General features: G+C 49.9%; 10 protein-coding genes. 4 read left to right on the top strand and 6 right to left on the bottom strand.

Features of this window, described 5'->3' with window-relative positions; all coding sequences use genetic code 11:
- Positions 1-96: 96 nt before the first annotated feature.
- Positions 97-369 carry a hypothetical protein gene (locus ACO6VE_RS11320; protein ID WP_422448686.1) on the bottom strand — a complete coding sequence of 91 codons (273 nt, stop codon included), beginning with the start codon at positions 367-369 and terminating at the stop codon, positions 97-99.
- A gap of 67 nt (positions 370-436) precedes the next feature.
- On the opposite strand from ACO6VE_RS11320, the gene ACO6VE_RS11315 reads away from it, so the two are divergent.
- Positions 437-1,042, top strand: a complete 606-nt coding sequence (locus ACO6VE_RS11315; protein ID WP_422448688.1) for a CoA pyrophosphatase — start codon at positions 437-439, stop codon at positions 1,040-1,042.
- Between the two features lie 44 nt (positions 1,043-1,086).
- Here the strand turns inward: ACO6VE_RS11315 and ACO6VE_RS11310 are convergent, their stop codons facing one another.
- The 4 genes from ACO6VE_RS11310 to ACO6VE_RS11295 all read right to left on the bottom strand — a co-directional run bounded on the left by ACO6VE_RS11310 (position 1,087) and on the right by ACO6VE_RS11295 (position 6,809).
- Positions 1,087-4,272, bottom strand: coding sequence for a cytochrome c peroxidase (locus ACO6VE_RS11310; protein ID WP_422461348.1), 3,186 nt, complete (start codon positions 4,270-4,272; stop codon positions 1,087-1,089).
- 43 nt (positions 4,273-4,315) lie between these two features.
- Positions 4,316-4,897: a chalcone isomerase family protein gene (locus ACO6VE_RS11305; protein WP_422461346.1), complete on the bottom strand. Its 582-nt coding sequence runs from the start codon at positions 4,895-4,897 to the stop codon at positions 4,316-4,318.
- A gap of 91 nt (positions 4,898-4,988) precedes the next feature.
- A complete protein-coding gene (locus tag ACO6VE_RS11300; protein WP_422448694.1) occupies positions 4,989-5,465 on the bottom strand; it encodes a hypothetical protein in 477 nt (158 codons plus the stop codon).
- 87 nt (positions 5,466-5,552) lie between these two features.
- The gene (locus ACO6VE_RS11295; RefSeq protein ID WP_422449561.1) at positions 5,553-6,809 is read right to left on the bottom strand and encodes an HlyC/CorC family transporter; all 1,257 of its coding nucleotides are present in this window, start codon (positions 6,807-6,809) and stop codon (positions 5,553-5,555) included.
- Between the two features lie 264 nt (positions 6,810-7,073).
- Between ACO6VE_RS11295 and ACO6VE_RS11290 the strand changes: the two genes are divergently transcribed.
- Entirely contained in the window at positions 7,074-12,053 is a 4,980-nt protein-coding gene (locus ACO6VE_RS11290; protein WP_422461344.1) for a hypothetical protein, read from the top strand.
- 431 nt (positions 12,054-12,484) lie between these two features.
- On the opposite strand, the gene ACO6VE_RS11285 is transcribed toward ACO6VE_RS11290, so the two are convergent.
- Entirely contained in the window at positions 12,485-13,285 is an 801-nt protein-coding gene (locus ACO6VE_RS11285; protein WP_422448698.1) for a cytochrome C assembly family protein, read from the bottom strand.
- Positions 13,286-13,880: 595 nt separating this feature from the next.
- Between ACO6VE_RS11285 and ffh the strand changes: the two genes are divergently transcribed.
- Positions 13,881-15,287 (top strand): signal recognition particle protein, encoded by a 1,407-nt coding sequence (ffh, locus tag ACO6VE_RS11280; protein ID WP_422461342.1) that lies wholly within the window; start codon positions 13,881-13,883, stop codon positions 15,285-15,287.
- A 315-nt stretch (positions 15,288-15,602) separates the two neighbouring features.
- Positions 15,603-17,726 carry a hypothetical protein gene (locus ACO6VE_RS11275; RefSeq protein WP_422448702.1) on the top strand — a complete coding sequence of 708 codons (2,124 nt, stop codon included), beginning with the start codon at positions 15,603-15,605 and terminating at the stop codon, positions 17,724-17,726.
- Positions 17,727-18,079: the final 353 nt, after the last annotated feature.

Raw genomic sequence — 18,079 nt, 5'->3', positions numbered from 1 at the left:
ATTAGGAACTGTCCTGAAATAACTTTCACATTTCTACAGCCACAATAAAGCTTCGAAACAATTATCAAGACTGAACAAGATGAGTACTCCAAATAGTTAGTAGAGTCCTGATCTTGCGAGTCGGTCTTTTGTGGTAACCACAACAAGGGTTGGATTCCCGAGCATTGCGGATTCCAGAATGGTTTGCAGTCCTTCTCGTTTAAAGTTGAAAGCACTGGCAATGTCACCGATAAATTCTGAGTCAGGATGCTTTTTGAGCAAGAGAGACTTCTGCGTGTCGATGCTGGATACACGACAAAGAGTTAATAAAGGGCAGAATGACCACTCACTCTGTGCAGGCAACAAAATGTTAATAGCCCCCAAGAACACTGGATAAATCCGGCTGAGCTACTTATGATAAATTCAAGTCCCTTGCAAGGATGCCTCTGAAGTCACCATGATGTTGAACCAGGTTGAAGAACGGCTGCAAAACCACCAGCCCAGAACAATAAATGCCCAACTGCCAGAAGCCGCAGTGCTGATACCCATTACCAATGCACCGGAACCAGAGCTGGTGTTTACCCGGCGGGCTCCCCACATGAGCACCCATAGTGGTGAGGTTGCGTTCCCGGGAGGCAAGCGGGACTTATCCGACAGAGACCTGGTCCAGACCGCATTGAGGGAGTCCTTTGAAGAGATCGCCCTCCCTCCGGAAGCCGTCAGAATCATTGGTCAAACCGGCTCGGTGGTCTCGCGCTTTGGTCTGGAAGTCACCCCTATTGTCGGGATTATTGCCGCAGACACGCCACTAAGAGCCAATATGGCGGAGCTGGATCGTATTTTTAAAGTCCCGTTAAGCTACTTTCTGGACAAGGACAACCTGACGTTCAACCATTGGAAACTGCGCAACCATGACTACATGATGCCGTCCTTTTACTATGGCGAGTATCTGATCTGGGGGCTGACTGCCGTGATGCTGGTGGAGTTCCTGAATATTACCCTGGATGCCGACATCTCACTGAACGCTCCTCACTTCAACAGCCATTTCCCCCGGCATAAGTAGCCAGAAATATTCGATTCCATATGGCCAGCTACTTAAGGGATGATTTAGTTTTGTTCCAGGGCCGGGTGATAGATAACCAGTCGCTGGTTTTTGTCCGGTGTAGTTATTATTGTTGATTCCCGGTCAGGTGCAGGCCACTCAATCACCAGTTTGTCAATGCTCCTGTCCCGCCCCAGGCCAAAGTGAGACTGCCTGGGGTTGGCCGATACGTAGTTGTTCTCAAAGCGCAACTCCCGATACTGCACCCCCTGATCAGTATGCAGATAAAGCTTGGCTCCCAACGCCTCGGTATTTCCCGGCAAACCCACCAGCTTTACCGATAGCCAGTCATTGTTCTCTGTATTGTTATTGCGATAGAACGTTGGCCTGCCTTCCCAGTTGCTGATGACAATATCAATATCACCATCCTGCTGATAATCGAAGCAGACAATGCCACGACCATCATTCACCTCAGTTAACCCCCACGCGGCAGACTCCTCTGAAAATGTCATGCCACCCTGGTTAATAAACAGCCTTGGTCTGGCGTTATTAAATGCCTCGTGGCTTTGCAAAAACTGAAGGTTCTGCTGTTTCTCCAACCCGGAATTAAAAACAGCGGTTTCCGGGAGGGCACCATAACCGGTGGCATGAAAGATATCCAGCAAACCGTCATTATTAAAATCAGCAGCACAACTGCCCCAGCCCCAGCCTCCTTTTTGCAAACCTGTTTTTTCGGTCGCTTCCCGGACGTTAAAATTGCCGATATTTTCATATAGCCGGTTTCCGGTGTATTTCCGATTCCGCTCAGAGCTGTAAATACTGCTTTCAAACCAATCCATGTCACCATCATTATCAAAATCGGCGATGGCTGCCCCCATGCCAAAACTGCCATTAATGACATTAATATCCGTAATATCCTGCAAGCCTTCAGACGTTGATTGCCACAGTTGCGAGGTAAAAAAATCGGCTGTCAACAGCACATCCGGAACACCGTTATTATCAAAATCGACCATATTGGGGGTAAAGGTAAAATCACTGTCCCCAAACAACGGCAGATCATGCTGCTGGTGAATCACGCCATCCCCATGCAATAGCTCTCCATAGCTGCCCCTCAGCCCGGGATAGGCGATGCCCTCAGGCCGCAGGTTACGATAGCCATGATTGCGCCACACCTGTGGCTGACGTGCTGACTTGTAGCTACGCCAGAAGGCCATCACCATATCCAGATGCCCATCCTGATCAAGATCACCAAAACTGGCGTTTAACGTCGGTCCCTGAACATTGCTCAGCACCATGGATGAAGGCGCTTCGACCATATTGAAAATAATCTGGGGAAAGTAACTGCCACTGTTCCCGAGAAAGAGATCGGCTTTGTAGTCACCATCAATATCTGCCACCAGCGGAGTAATGGCACCGGTTGTGTTGATTTTCACAAGCGGCAGCATCTCTTTGCGAAACCCACCGGATGGCTGCTGATAGTAGACAATGACATTCCCCTGATTATCATTGAAAATCAAATCATCCAGGCAATCGTTATCAATATCAAATGCCGATACGCCAGACCAGTTGACGATATCCATTATCCACCCGGGCTTAACCAGACCAATTACCCGCCGATGGTCCAGACCGCTGGCCCGGGTGATATTCGTCAACGGTGTGGTAACAGCATCAACAGATTTCATGTCGGTGGCATTTCGCCCACATCCATGAACGGGAGGTGGTGGTACAGCCACCCGTTCACCTGATAAATCTGGTGCTGGAACCAAAGGCAGCGCCGATTGCTTTACATCGTCTGCCTTATCCTGTTCCGTAATAATGGGCTGCCGGTCAACCAGATAGTCTATACACTGACGTTTATTCACACACGAATCTGTCAATGTGTTAAGAAACGCAATCAATGCCTCAATCTGAGAGGGTTTCAAATGGTAAGGCAGCCGCAGGTAACCCGGGCCTTGCTTCGCTGTATTGCGGATAGTCTGAGCTATTGACGGCTTATTTTTTCTGTCATCCATCTGCTGGAATTGCCAGTGCAGCGTATGTGCCTCTATTACCTGATAAAGAGACCCGGCTGAACCATTGTGAAAATAAGGCCCTGTCAAAGCAACATTCAGCAGACTTGGGGTACGGAACGAATAGGGCATCTGCCTGAAATTGAAATTTTTACGACCGTAGTCCAGGCCGCGCCCATTCGCTCCCCGTCCGTAGGGCGCAACACCGATATTGTAAAACCGCTCATCGGACAAATGATTGCCACTGTGGCACCCTGCGCAACCGGCACCGGCACCGGCACCATTGCGAACCACTGGAGTAAAAAAGAGCTTTAGCCCCTCTTTTTCCAGGGGTGTCAAATCACCTTTGCCTTTTACGTAACGAAAAAAAGCATTGTCGATAAACACCAAGTGCCCCTGAAACCTGGATAATGCCTCGGTAACCCGGTCGATATGGATCATCTCCTGGCAAGTGGCTGCCTCTGACTCGGCAAATGCCTGCCGGAAAATGCTGCACCACTGCGGGTTAGACTGAAGTCGTTGTATGATGATTTCATAGAGTTCATGGTGATTGTAATGCGCATCTTTCAGACCCTTCATTTCGAAGGGAGAGACCATCGGCAGCCGGGCCTGTGCCTGCAACAGGTTCTTCTCCTCATAGCATTCCGGTCGCAGATTGGAATAGCCATTACCAAGACGCACCAGCCGTCCATTACCACCAACACCACAGGAAGGTGAGGCCATGCCAGCGTCGGGTAACGCTTCCTGAAGGTACTGCAAACGACCATCCCAGAATAGATTCTCTCTGTACAGCGATGCATTAAATACCGTCGGTGAGTTTCTGGGGATCAGCAGCTCTTCGTATTGGTCCGGATATAAACCTTTCAGGGCATCCAGCCGCTTTTGCCCGAACAGCCTGTGGTCGTTAACGATCACGCCGACGGGCAGTGCCAGACCATCACCGCCAGCGGTTTGGGGATGATGGCAACTGGCACAGGATACGGCACCACTGAGGCTTAAATCGGGGCTGAAAAATAACTTTTTGCCTAACTTCACCACTGGAGAGGTGAACGGCTCCACAGGTGTATCCGGCTCAGGTGTGCCGGTAATCTGATGGGATCGGAGCAACTTTCCGATGGATGCGTCTGAGATATCCGTTAACAGGTCAGCGTCTGCAAACCGGGAGAGCCCAAAAAAGACAACGCCAAGATAAAAGAATACGGTTTTATTGTTCATAGCAATCAAACTAATGAAATTCTTCATTAGCTATCATCGACAGAGCAATCAGTAACTTTTGACTGGGCGTTTACCGCTTACTCCCGATAAGCTGTTGCCGGAGTTGTGGGTAGGCGGTATTGTCTGAAAGCCAGATATCCAGAAAGGTTCGGGCCAGCCGCACATCGTCAATCCTGCCCAGAAAACGGTGGCCGAAATAAAAGCGTCCGCCGGATGCCGACAGCACAAAAACCAGGCGGTCACCCGCACGAACGCCCTTCCATATTTTGCTGAGTTGCTTAAGCCAGCGTTTTCTATTCTCCCGGGATACCCCGAGGTGAGCCCACTGTTGGTCTGTTGCCGAAAGCAACCGTTTTTTACTGATCTTTCGTCGATAGTCGATAAGCAGCGCCACATCAGTGGAAGCGGGTTCAGCAACGTCATAACGGCCGGAGGGCGTTTTCAACTGGGCATCGTAAATATCCCATAGGCCCCATTTCAAGGTTGAATGCCCAACCGTCTGCCACTGCTCCCAGGCAGGATAATACTGTTTATCATTTTTTATAGAGTCCCGGGCAAAACTCTTTGCAGAGAACAGGGATATCAAAAGAACCAGCAAAATGGCTACGTTGGAAAGACCGGCAACGTAGAACCTGACTCCATTTTTTTTCATGGCGAAACCTTTGCCTTATTTTTAATAGTTATTATCTGGCTGTACGAATAAATTCGCCAAAAGGATTCACAGGTTATTGGGCAAATACACTCTAATTTATCTTCTTAAAGGGTGACTCTTCATAGGGCAGTGGTTCCGTCAAAACAATTGAAGAATTAGGTACACCTTTTGTCTTTTGGTCATCGCCTTCACAGCAAACACCACTATTATTGAGAGCTTCATTAGCCTGGCTTACGTCAAGCACCGAGGTACTTCCTGGCTGATTCACCACTGCCAATTGATTGGGGGTGGCTTCATCAGGCACAGATATACTACGGTACCAGAGTAAATCTTCAGCCACTAAAGCCGAACAAGTCGCACAGCCACCACCAACACCACCCAGACATAATGCTTTCAGGATTCCAGCATTTGTACACAAAGTGATCAGATACGCGGATGTTGCACCAGCGCCACATCCAGCGCAGAGCATACCACCGCTTAAAGCCACATATTCAATAGCATTCTCCTGCGCTGGCGTAATTTCCGAAAAAGCACTTCGAATAGTTGCCATACAGCCTGTTGCATTCATAACCTCAACCTTACTTAAGTTTATTTACCTGAACTCTGACTGTGGTGTTTGCATAAAGTTTCCCATTCTGTCAAAAAAAGAGAGTATTCATTTCGCCATAAACATCCGGACACTCTTGATCCGGTTATCTTTCACCTGCAGGATCTCAAAACGGCAATTCTTGATTTTCCAGCACACGCTGGCCTCGGGAATGGCTTCCATCTCTTCCGTAATCAGGCCATTAATGGTTCGGGCATCGTCCGTTGGCAGATTCCAGCCCAGCGCCTTGTTAACATCCCGAATGGAGGCTGAGCCATCGATGATATAACTGCCATCCCCCTGGGGCGTAATATCCTGGCTGCTGTCAGAAACATCGGTGGTAAAGTCACCGACGATCTCCTCAAGAATATCTTCCAAAGTCACCAGGCCCATAATATCGCCGTACTCGTCCACAACCAGGGCGGTTCTCTCCTTGGCCTTCTGGAAATTGAACAACTGGGTATGCAGAGGCGTAGATTCCGGAACGTAATACGGTTCAGCGGTTTCCTGCAACAGTGTTGCCTTGTTGACCTTTTCCAGCGTCAGCAATCGGGCAATCTTGCGCATGTGAAGTATACCGACAATATTATTGATATCACCGCGATACACCGGCAGGCGGGTATGCTGACAATCCCTTAGCTGAAGAATAATTTCTTTAATATCATCCTCAATATCGACACCGTAGACCTCATTTCTGGGTACCATAATGTCATCAACCCGCACTTTCTCCAGGTCAAGAATGCCCAGCAACATGCCACGGCGCTTCTTCGGCAGGCGCAGGCCGGACTCATTCACCAGCGTCCGCAACTCTTCACTGGTCAGCTGATCCTCACCTTCCTGGCCCGGCCGTATTCCTAACGGCCTCATCAGCAAAGAGCAGATCCAGTTCACCAGCACCACCATCGGATAGAGCACCTTCAACAGAGGAACCAGCACCATGGATGCAGGAAAAGCCACCTTTTCCGGATACATGGCAGCGATGGTCTTGGGCGTCACCTCACCGAAAATCAGCACAATAAAGGTCAACCCCAGGGTGGCAATAGCAATACCGCTGTCTCCCCAGAGGCGGACAGCAATAATGGTGGCCAGGGCAGAGGCCAGAATGTTAACAAAATTGTTGCCAATCAGAATGACCCCAATCAGTCGATCAGGTCGGTCCAGCAGGCTGCTGGTTCTTTTCGCTGCCCGGTTACCCTTGCGGGCAAGGTGCCGGAGACGATAGCGATTGATGGCCATCATCCCGGTTTCCGAACTGGAGAAAAATGCAGAAAACAGCAGAAGAAAAATCAGTGCGCCAATCAATGCGCTTAAGGGTGCTTCACTCAACGAGTTGTCGCCTTTTGTCAGAACCGATGCGGTAAAATTACCTATTTTACCTGCTTCAGGGCGAAGTCCCAAGCCCTGGTGTTTGCCAATATGAAGTGAGCCTGTACTTTTCTGACTTCGTATGGTTACCGAACCATGAAAAGCCAGCAGGTGCATTGGACGCTTTGGTTGAACTAATTAATGGGTGAACTGTCCAAATTATTATTATTTCGGTTTAACTTAATCACATCGAAACGGCAAGGATTGCCAGAGGAGGTAACAAGCATGGATCCGCTCGGTATTAGAACACTCGACTTTAAAACAATAGATGCAACAAAAGAACAAGAGTTGCCTGATCAACGTTGTGTTAGTTTATCTAACCAAATGGTTAAGACAAGCACCGCCTTTGCCAGAGAAGTTGGAAAAAGCAAAGAGGTAATCCTGCCGATTACTGGTTCTTCCAGTCAGGCTTTGAAGACCAATGTTGATTTCACCAATAAGCCAGAGCCTAAAGTAGCAGTCATTAATAACCCGGCTGTGAAAATCACTGAGACAGCACTGGCAACCCCAACTATAGAGCCAACAAAAACCCCTCCGAAAACAGCCAAAGCCGAAACTGAGTCGTCCAATCTTCCGATCATTGATCAATCGTTGATTGACTCCAGTGATATCCCGAAAACGACCTTGCTACAGCATTATTTTCCATCCAGTGTCTCACCTGATGCCCAGACCATTGCCCGCCCCGTTCATGGTGTCCAGCACAGTTGCCGGACGGCAATCTGGGCCGTAGCCCTCTTGCAACAGCGCAAACAGCACCGCGATCCCCTGGCGCTGGCATTTCCCGACCACATGGTACCGCTGCTGATCAAAGCCTGTCTGTTTCACGACACCGGCCGTGAAGGCGATGGGCTCGATACGGAGGAGTGGGAGCGAGCCAGTGCTGACAACCTGATGGAACACCTGCGCAACTGCGGCATGGCGCAGTCTCTGGCCTGGCAGTGTGGTGAAGCCATATGCCACAAGGATAACCCTGAGGGCTGCGAGCTTCTGCCAGAGGCGATACAGACCCTGCGCAGTCTGCTCCATGATGCGGATACACTGGAGGTTATGCGGGTAAGGGAATGTTTTTACATGGACCGGCTGGAATGTTTTGCTGCCTGTCAGGATGATCAACAGAGGAAAGAGTGGCGCAAGCTGGCCGAAGAAGTCTGCCGGGTGATTGCCAGGCAGGGTGATCTCTGGTTTCCGATCAAGTTGCAGGACAGCGCCACAGATCGCGAACACTTCTTCAGCATCGGTGCCGCCAGCAAGTGTGAAAACAGGAAAAAACGGTGGGAACACCATCCTTCGCCATTCAGTTATCAGCTTTATAGCATAGGTGAACAGTCCGCTGTTATCCGGGAGTTAATCTCCCCTTATACCGAACACCCGGCAGAACCACAGGCACCCTCTTTCTCCCTGGCACAACTGACCGGTGCGGATATAAAAGAGTGCCAGGGCAGTTGGCCAAAGGGGCTGTATAGCGATCCCGTTAGCCAACAGGTCTATTACATCAAACCGACCAGCGGTGAGCTGAGTGCACAAAACCAGCGACTGATGGGCAACCTGGCCCGACTGCTGGGCATCACCGTACCCGAGAGCTTTGTCCATCAGGAACAGGGTCATTTTTATCTGGTCAGTCCTGTCCCCGAACAATGGCAGGGTAAGCTCAAAGGCGGGGAGGAAACCCTGCGCTCGTTATCTTCCGAGCAGTGGGCCAGATTGCTGCTGATCAATGTGATTGTCGGTAACGAAAATATGGTGAACAGTGACTGGGAGGGCATTGAACTGACCCCGGAAGGGGAGCCGGTGATGTTCCACTGGGACTTTGCCGGGATGGCAACTCGCTACCCGTGTCCTGAGAAACCAGAGCCCACTCCCAAAGCGGATGATTTTTCCTCCATGCCGGTGCTGCTGAATAAACTGCGGAACCCTCAGGCACCCTCCATGAACTCGCTGCCCATCCACAACCCCTGCGTCGATATTCTGGCACAATTGGATGATGACCTGCTGGGCCATACCCTGAAAGATATCTTGCACCAGCTTGACTGGCAGACCCTGGACCGACTGATCGAACACAGCGGTTTTCTGCCCGGCGACCGCAGCTGGTTACGGCAAACCATTCACGATCGTATTGCCTGGCTGACCACCCGCCTGCCCCATACCGTGGCGGCAGGTGAGCGGTTTTCCATGGCGGAATACCAGGCGATTGCGGCAGCGGGTATCCGGGGCGGTTGGCTGCCGGTCAAAGGCCGGGATATCCAGGGCGGACAGATCGGCATTAGCCAATTACTGGATGCCAATGGCCAACCCATTACCCGGATGACCCTCCAGTTATCCCCCGAAGCCGGCAACAAACTGGCGGATAACCTGGCCCTGGAACGGGGATTACACCTTCTGGCCAGCCGGGTTAAATATGCCAACCATGCCCTGAACGGCAATTACCGCGACTGGCGCAGTGAGCTGACCAGCCTGGCCAATGACTGTCACGGCCTGGCCAGGCAGCTGACCAACGATAAAACACGATGGTGTAATGAGCATCACGATACCATTGACGAGACCGTGGTGACTCTGCAGGACATTGTTGACAAGTGCCGGGCAGCGCTAACGGCCGACGTGCCGTCCATTGAAAAACTGCCATCAATTAAACTTCCCCTGCCTGCTCCTGAGTTTCCTGCACGAGTCAGCTCAAGAACCGGCGAAGAAGTTGATGCAAAAATACAACTGGCTGAATTCAGCCACGGTTTTGCCAAACTGACAGGCCAGAGCGTCAGTTACTTGAATCAGGAACAGCTGGATCAAGGCGGTCTGACTGCCTCACCGGTACATGGGGTTGAACTCGAAGCGGACGTCTGTGAGGGCGGCAGTCTACTGTTTTTTCCTCCGAACCTGCCTGATGCCCTTACCTTTGAAAATCAACTGATCATCACCTTTCCAGGACACGATAAATCCGTGGTTGAGGCGTTGTTCAGGGAACTGGCAGGGCTGGGCATTGATGGCGAGCGGCCAAATACTGTTGACCTGGAAGAGCAATGGCTGGACGCCCTGGCCGACTTCCACGGCTGCCTTGGTGATATGAACCTCGCCGTGGCAGCGGATACCAATATTCCGGTAAACACCAGCAAAAAAGCGTTTCTTAAACAGTCGCTGAACGTCAATGATGAACAACTGCTCGATTGCGACAGCCATTCCCTTATTCGCGCAGGACGTCGGGTGCATAACCGCCCGGGGTTTCCCCATGGCATTGGGGCAGACCCGGCAAGGAAGTTCTGCCCCGGCCACAGTATAAACTTTTGTCCAGACCAGTACCGGAGCAGTAGCAAGTTTGTCAACGAGAGCCTGCAAAATGAAGCGGCTCTGATCTCCTTTGGGCGACGTTCTCAGATAGGGATAAAACCGTCCGGGAATGCCGGGGGTATGTTCTTCAGAATAAATTTCAACACCAAACAAGTATTTACCCGAATCATGGACCTGGAGCAGGCAAATAATCTGGCGGATCAGTCCAAAAAAGAATACACAGGCGCCATGTCTGTGGTCCTGCAACCTGAAGCACTTCGCCGCCTGGATACAAAATTTTTTAGAGATCACCAGCATTTTAATAAAGACCAATACCCCGAACTGATAGCCTACATCGAGAATCAGAAAGTCATTCCGCAGTCAGTGGATGATTACCAGAAATTGATCCAGGGAGATGAGGATCAGGAAACCTGGTTTTCCAATCCTCTGTCCTTGCATGATGAGTTGAACAAACTTGAGATCAGTTCTCCTGAAGATCAGCAACAGTTGTTGCATACCCTGAAGAAACGCTATACCCACTGGCCCGACGGGCGACCGCTGGAACAGCTTTTTCAGCAATCCTGGTCCAACTGTTACCATGAGTTAACCTATCAATACAGCAAGGTTGACGAAAACATCAGAAATCTCATCAAGGCGTGTGGCGAAGAGAGCATTCAGTTGCTGGTTGAGCAAAACCCCCATCTGCTGGAGGGAAAGCTGGATTCGCTGGATGGCTTGCAGCTGAGGGGTGATTATGAAATATATGGCATTGATTTTAGCAACTGTTCCATGAACGCTACCGTGTTGCAATCCGTTAACTTCAAGAGCTGCACCTTCAACACAGAGGTGTTAAACCGCCTGACCGTTGACAACATTTCATTTAGCAGTTGTTATTTTCAAGGTGAGCCGTTTTCATCGTCGATATTGGACAATGCCAGTTTTGGCCCTGAAACTGAGTGCGATGGCTACCAATCTAAAAGAATCAATCAGCTTTCCCAACTCATTTATAAGTCGTGTGTTAATCAGCAGGGTGAGTTCAATCTGGCACAATGGCTGGAGTTGATGATGAACAATCATTTTCTGCGCCGTTCCTCAGTACCTTTGGATCGTTTAAGCCGGGATATCCTGTCACAACACATGGAAGAGATTATCCGGGATTATCCACATCAACTTATTGGCATGATCAATGAATTGCTCAACATTAAATTCAAAAATATTGACCATGCAATACGGTTTATCAGGAATAATCGAGAATTCCATACTGGCGAAATCAACGATCTCAGAGATCTGTTCTTTGATTTCAGAACCGTCCTCCTGAAAGAAGGAAATTATCCCGGGGGGAAAAGTGGCCCACTGAATGAATTAATTACCTTCAAACCGGACGAATGCAATGATCTGCCCCAGGAAGCAGTGTTGGCGTTGATTTTAAATATGATTAACCTTGTGATGTTCCCTCAATCCGAAAATGAATACCGGGAATTTGGAGTCAATATCAACAACCCGGATGATCACAACAATGACCGGAATAGCATGTCTGAGTCCGGCAGCCAAAGCACAGAAAATAGCACGACATCGCACCCGGTATCCAATGTCCTGCCTCTTTATAATCTGGATAGTTACAGAGCCCATCTTTGTCGGTATCACCTCAAAGATTATCGGAAATATATTGATCAACTCTGGGAAGAGTGCTCTGAAGAGCGTAAATTAGCAATCGCCAAACACTGTTTGAGTCAGCACAATGTTGCCGTTAGCCCCCAGACCACAAGGGAGTTTATGAAATTATTGCTGGCAAATAATCCCGAAGAAAAACATTGGCTGGATAACTATAACGCCAACATGGCAAAGCATATAAACAACCAGCAGGCGTGCAATCAGTTGATTACGGATCGTTTTGATTCATGGTTGCGTGACAGGACGGTGATTGACACATCCCTGCCAACCACGAATTAAGACGGCATCGGGATTCAAGAGCTGAAATCGCGACGAAGGGTGATTGGCACAGTCTTTATTCAGGGTGTGGTGTTTACGCCCTTCGACTCCGCTCAGGACGAATGGAGCTTGGGAGTCATTAATAGAAAGAATCCATCAAATACATTGAAACCATGCACCAGGACATGGTTTCAACGAGTTTGACGTGTACAATCTCCGTTCACCCTGAGCGGAGTCGAAGGGTGCTTGGCACGATCTATCATAGCCCGGAGTTTCCGCCCTTAGACAGGCTTCAGGACGAACGGAGTTTGGGTGCCATTGATAAAGAGAACCCATCAATGACATTGAAACCATGCACCAGGTCTATTCCCGGACAACCTCCTGGCGACACTCCAGCACGCCCACCATCCCAACGCCTCCCCGTTTTTGATAACTCTCCGGAACAAGCCCCTTCAAAAGCAGGACTGCCCGGAAACCACGCAGTCAAGCACCAGTCTTGAGCCAAAGTAAGCAAGTACCAGAAACAGGACACCGGCCAGAGTCCAGCGAACAGCCGTCTGCCCACGCCAGCCAAATCGCCAGTGGCCAATCAACAGTGCGGCAAAAAGACACCAGGCGGTGATGGATAATACCGTTTTATGCACCAGCCGCTGGGCAAACATATCTTCCAGGAAGAGAAACCCACTGCCCAGCGAGAGTGTCAGCAAAATAACCCCAAGGACCAGAAACTCAAATAGCAGCCGCTCCATGGTTTGCAACGGCGGCAGTGTTCTGATGGTATGCCGGTGAGTGCGCAGCTGGTGTTCCTGGAAGGAGAGCAGAATGGCCTGAAATGCCGCCACCATCAGAATGCCATAGGCCATAACCGAAAGAAGCACATGGGAAACCATGGATGATGCGGTGTTCCAGACAATATGTTCAACCGGGGCCAGCAGTGCCAGCACAATGGCCAGCATGGTGACCGGCAGAATCATCACCAGCAGGCTTTCCGAGGGTTTTTTCAAACTGCTCAGGAGCACCATCATGGTCACCATCATAGAGGTCAGCGACCCCATGGTGAACACGCCAAGGTTGATGCCCCGATCAGTATGGATGGAAATGTATAACGCAATAATGTGGAAAATCAGGCCAAGGGCGGTAATCAACAGAACCAGCGATTTGGGCATTTCACGCCCACTGTTTCGCAACCCCTGCCCAACCGTGCCTGCCAGATAGCAACCAAGCGCACCCATACTGACGAACATGACACTCATTAGCGAAAGCCTATTTATCCCCAAAGCAGCAAAAAAAGCAGGAAGCCCTCTAGTAGTACACGGTTTCAATGTAATTGATGGGATCCTTTATTGACCTCCAAACTCCGTTCGTCTTGAGCGGAGTCGAAAGACGTAAACGCCATACCCTGAGTACTGTGCCAATCACCCTTCGTCCGTGCATCCTTAGCTGAGTCGAAGGGTGCTTGGCACGGTCAGAGTCCGGAGTTTCCGCCCTTCGACTCCGCTCAGGACGAACGGAGTGCGGTGGCACGACAACCCGTCAAACTCATTGAAACCATGTACTAGCGCAGCTAAGCGTTGTTACCCATACCGTTCGTGCGGAGCTTGTCGAAGTACGGTGGCACCATCCTTCGACAAGCACAGGATGAACGAAGTGTACGGATGTCAACGCTTTTCTACACCAGGGCTTCAACGTAAAGCAGCATCGGCAGTTTGTCATATTACCCGGCGCTAGACAAACAACCTTTCACCGGATCCACTGAAATGGATGCCGCTTTAGTTTTGATTCCTATATAATGGCCGACATTCTGTGCGTTCAACCGCATAAACACCTTAGATCAGGGTAATTCCCAGAATGTTCGAAAATTTAACCGAACGCCTGTCCCGTACGCTGAAAACCGTAACCGGGAAGGCCAAACTCACCGAAGACAATATCAAGGACACCCTGCGCGAAGTGCGCATGGCCCTGCTCGAAGCAGACGTTGCCCTGCCGGTGGTTCGAGAGTTTATCAACCGGATCAGGGACCGGGCCATCGGGCAGGAGGTTCAGTCCAGCCTCAGCCCGGGCCAGGCGTTTGTCAAAATTGTCCAGAATGAACTGATTGAGGTGATGGGTTCGTCCAACGACGAACTGAACCTGGCCACCCAGCCACCGGCCGTGATCCTGATGGCCGGTCTTCAGGGTGCCGGTAAAACCACCTCTGCGGCCAAACTGGGTAAATGGCTGAAAGAGCGCCAGAAGAAATCCGTTATGGTGGTCAGTGCCGACGTTTACCGTCCTGCGGCGATCAAACAGCTGGAAACCCTGGCCCAGGAAACCGGCCTGAACTTTTTCCCGTCGTCTGCTGACCAGAAACCGGTGGATATTGTTAATGGCGCGATTCATGAAGCCCGCATCAAGCACGCGGATGTCCTGATTGTCGACACCGCCGGTCGTCTGCATATCGATAACGATATGATGGCTGAAATCCAGCAGCTGCACAGCGCCATCAACCCCATAGAAACCCTGTTCGTGGTGGATGCCATGACCGGTCAGGATGCAGCCAATACCGCCAAGGCGTTTGGTGATGCCCTGCCATTGACCGGGGTTATCCTGACCAAGGCGGATGGTGATGCCCGTGGTGGTGCAGCGCTGTCGGTGCGCCAGATCACCGGCAAGCCCATCAAGTTTATCGGTATGGGCGAGAAGACCGATGCCCTGGAGCCTTTCTATCCGGACCGTATTGCCTCGCGCATCCTGGGCATGGGGGATATTCTCTCCCTGATCGAGGAAGCCGAGCGCAAGCTGGACCGCAGCAAGGCGGACAAGCTGGCCAGCAAGCTGAAGAAAGGCAAAGGCTTTGATCTGGAAGATTTCCGTGACCAGCTGCAGCAAATGAAGAAAATGGGTGGACTCAGCGGCATGATGGACAAACTGCCCGGCATGGGCGGCATGGCACCACAGCTTCAGGGTCAGATGGACAACAGGATTTTTGTCCAGATGGAAGCCATCATCAACTCCATGACCCCCGCTGAACGCGCCAACCCGGACATCATGAACGGATCCCGTAAAAAGCGCATAGCCGCTGGTTCCGGCACCCAGATCCAGGACATCAACCGACTCATCAAGCAGCATAAGCAGATGAGTAAAATGATGAAAAAAGTCACCAAAAAAGGCGGCATGAGCAAACTTATGCGAGGCATGTCGTCCGTGAAAGGCCAGCTACCCGGCGGAATGGGTGGCATGATGCCTCCCGGTGGCGGCAAAAAGTTTCCGTTTTAACAACCCATTAATGGCCAGCTCCAAAAACAGGGCTGGCCATTTGAATTTAATAACAATTTTCATTGAAATCGATAATTTATTTCAATCCCGAATAATAAATAAAATCCACATTCCGAACATTTACGAATTTTTGCTGTCAAAGTTTCTGTGCAATTAGAAATCAGGTCAGGTAAAGGACCTCTGTTTTTAATCACTGCTCCTGTTCAGAGACCCAAATCCGGGCAAATGAATAAGGCATTTATTTTAATAAACCAAAACGAGCAATGACCTTATAAAAAATTAAATTTTGACCATCAGCATAATGGAGTATTCGAAGTGGATAAGATTACCCGGCCCAACCATGATTATTCAAGCTTGCCAGCAAGCCAACCTGACCCGCAACATCAAGACTTTACAGCTGGCCGTCCTCGCAGCAACAGTGTTTGCCTGGGTTCATTCGGCTTGACAAGAGATGGTGCCAACTGCACCAGCGAGAGTAATGTCGGTGACATTCCGATTCGAAATCGAATGATCGAAATTCCCGTTAACCAGCACACACCAACCCCCCCCCCTGCTCCAAAGACTGATACCGGATCGGAAGAGGCATCAGCTAGCCCCAATCAAGACTCGCCCTCATCATCTCCTCCGGATAGCCCCCCCCCAACATCCATTAATGGCTCGCATCTTGCCTTCTATGGCTTAATGATGTACTACACAGGAACTATCCCTCAAAAACAAAAGCCTGATCCCAAGAAGCCAAAGGTTGATCCGAAGAAGCCAAAAGCTGATCCGCAAGAGCGAAAGTCTGATCCGCAAGAGCAAAAGTCTGATCCACGAAAACAAACGCCTGTTCCAAAACCTCGAAAATCCATTGGCTCAAAATCTCTCCCGCAGACGCAAAAACCTGATCCGAAACAGCGAAAACGCATCCCGCAAGCGCAAGAACTTCCCCAGAGAGATATATCCGAGGGGCAAGTAGTTAAGAAGCAACCGGAGAGCCCAACCAGCGCGGCCTGCCCTTCTCCGACGCCACAGCTAATACACTCATTCGGCAATGTTTCATTAACCATGTATTCAGGCATCCAGGCAAAAAACAACAACTGTGCACTGGCTGCCTTTTTTATGGCTCTATCAAACAAAGGCGCATTGAATACATTGATTGGCGAGATTGGTGCCGGAGCCAGTAAACTAAAATCGAAAGGCAAAATGCAAGATGCCAATACTCTGGATGAATTTTTACCGATATGCGAACATTTTCACTTTGATGAAAATAATAAAGGCTACATTGCCGATGAGGGCCTGGACCGCATAAGAACACTGTTCCAACTCCGCAATGGAACACTCAGCATGCCCCTTTCAATATCGGATATTATCACCACAATCCTCAAACGCATCTATGATTATCCGGATGCTGGAAAAGTCCCATCCGAAAATTTCGATATCCTTAAATATACAGAGTCCTCTTTGAAGCACAAAATAGTATCGATTGAAGCCGGGGATGGCTTCGTCACTATCAGTGACACACAGGAACCAGTCAGCAGTCTCAGGGATGATAGAATTCCCTCAATTACAATACCAGCAGGCCTGACCAAAGTAGTGAACAATAAAGAACAACCAAAAGGACCACCCCACTCCAACCCGCCAAAATTTTTTTGGACTGTCGACGAATACAAACGGGGTGAGGAACTTGCCATAAAATGTACGGATAAATATGAAAGCAGCACAGGCAATCTGGTCGGTAGAAAATTTGTATATTTTGGTGACCCGGTGAATAAATCGAGGGAGATGGCAGCCGAGGTTGAAGAACACTATCTCTATGGCGACTTTCCCCGTACCGTTAGTTCATCATTTATCAATAGCCAGGGAGTGCAGATATTCGTTAATCATAAGCTAACCGGCTTTAACAAAGACGAACCTGTAAGTGGCAGAATAACCGCAACCTCTTCTCGATTGGCAACAACCCTGCAAGAGCTGATCGATAATTGGCTCAGGAACACTAAGCAAGGAATGGAACTTGATGATTGTGCATTCAAAGAGTTGTTACCTGATAACCATCACTCCCCGGAAGTGTTGTTGGTAACCATCCCCAACTTTGGAACCGAGATCAGACCCGAGCTGGAGTGGTGGAAAGATGTCTCTATTCCCACTGCCAACGGAAAAAAGAAGGATTACGAATTCGCTGGCGCGGTCACTATTGAAACAGGCCATTTTGTGGGCTGGCGTAAAGAAGGCAACGTCCTTCATTATGCTGACTCCATGGGAAACATGGAAGGCACTGAGACAGTTCCCTTAGTCGTCAAAATGCCGCTGACCGGGGCTGAAGAAACTCAAGAAATGTTACAAGCCGCTAATAATGACAGTGAAAGTCAATTCGATGCCTATTGCTCGGCAAGCCGAAGGGTCGCCAATCTGGGGAAATCAGCAGCTCTGGTTATTCTGACACAAAAGCCTGATTCATAAACGATTCTCACAGGCGGTTGTTACTCTGAGCCCGAGCCGGTTGATGTTCTACAGCGTATCAGCCTCCACCCGGATCGTGGTATCAGGGAACTGACTCCACGACTCTGGACTGGAAAATTCGGGGCCAATCCATTAATTAAAAGCCGACCTCGACAAGCAGGGAGTGCCAGCCCCTTGCTTGAACGCTTACACGAGATGGTTGTTCAGGGCGCACAAGACCAGGAGGCTGTCCGAGAATAGCGCCCGTAGCGAGGATGGCAGAAAATTGAGGATAAAAAGTCGGAAATTTTTAGTGAATAGTGGTTCTATTTGCTAAAAATTTCCGACTTTTTAGACCAATTTGCTGCCACCGC

The sequence above is a fragment of the Endozoicomonas sp. ALB115 genome (assembly GCF_049310245.1).
Taxonomy (GTDB): Bacteria; Pseudomonadota; Gammaproteobacteria; order Pseudomonadales; family Endozoicomonadaceae; genus Endozoicomonas.
Note: the sequence above shows the minus strand (reverse complement) of the source record. Positions and strands in the feature narration are given on the sequence as shown.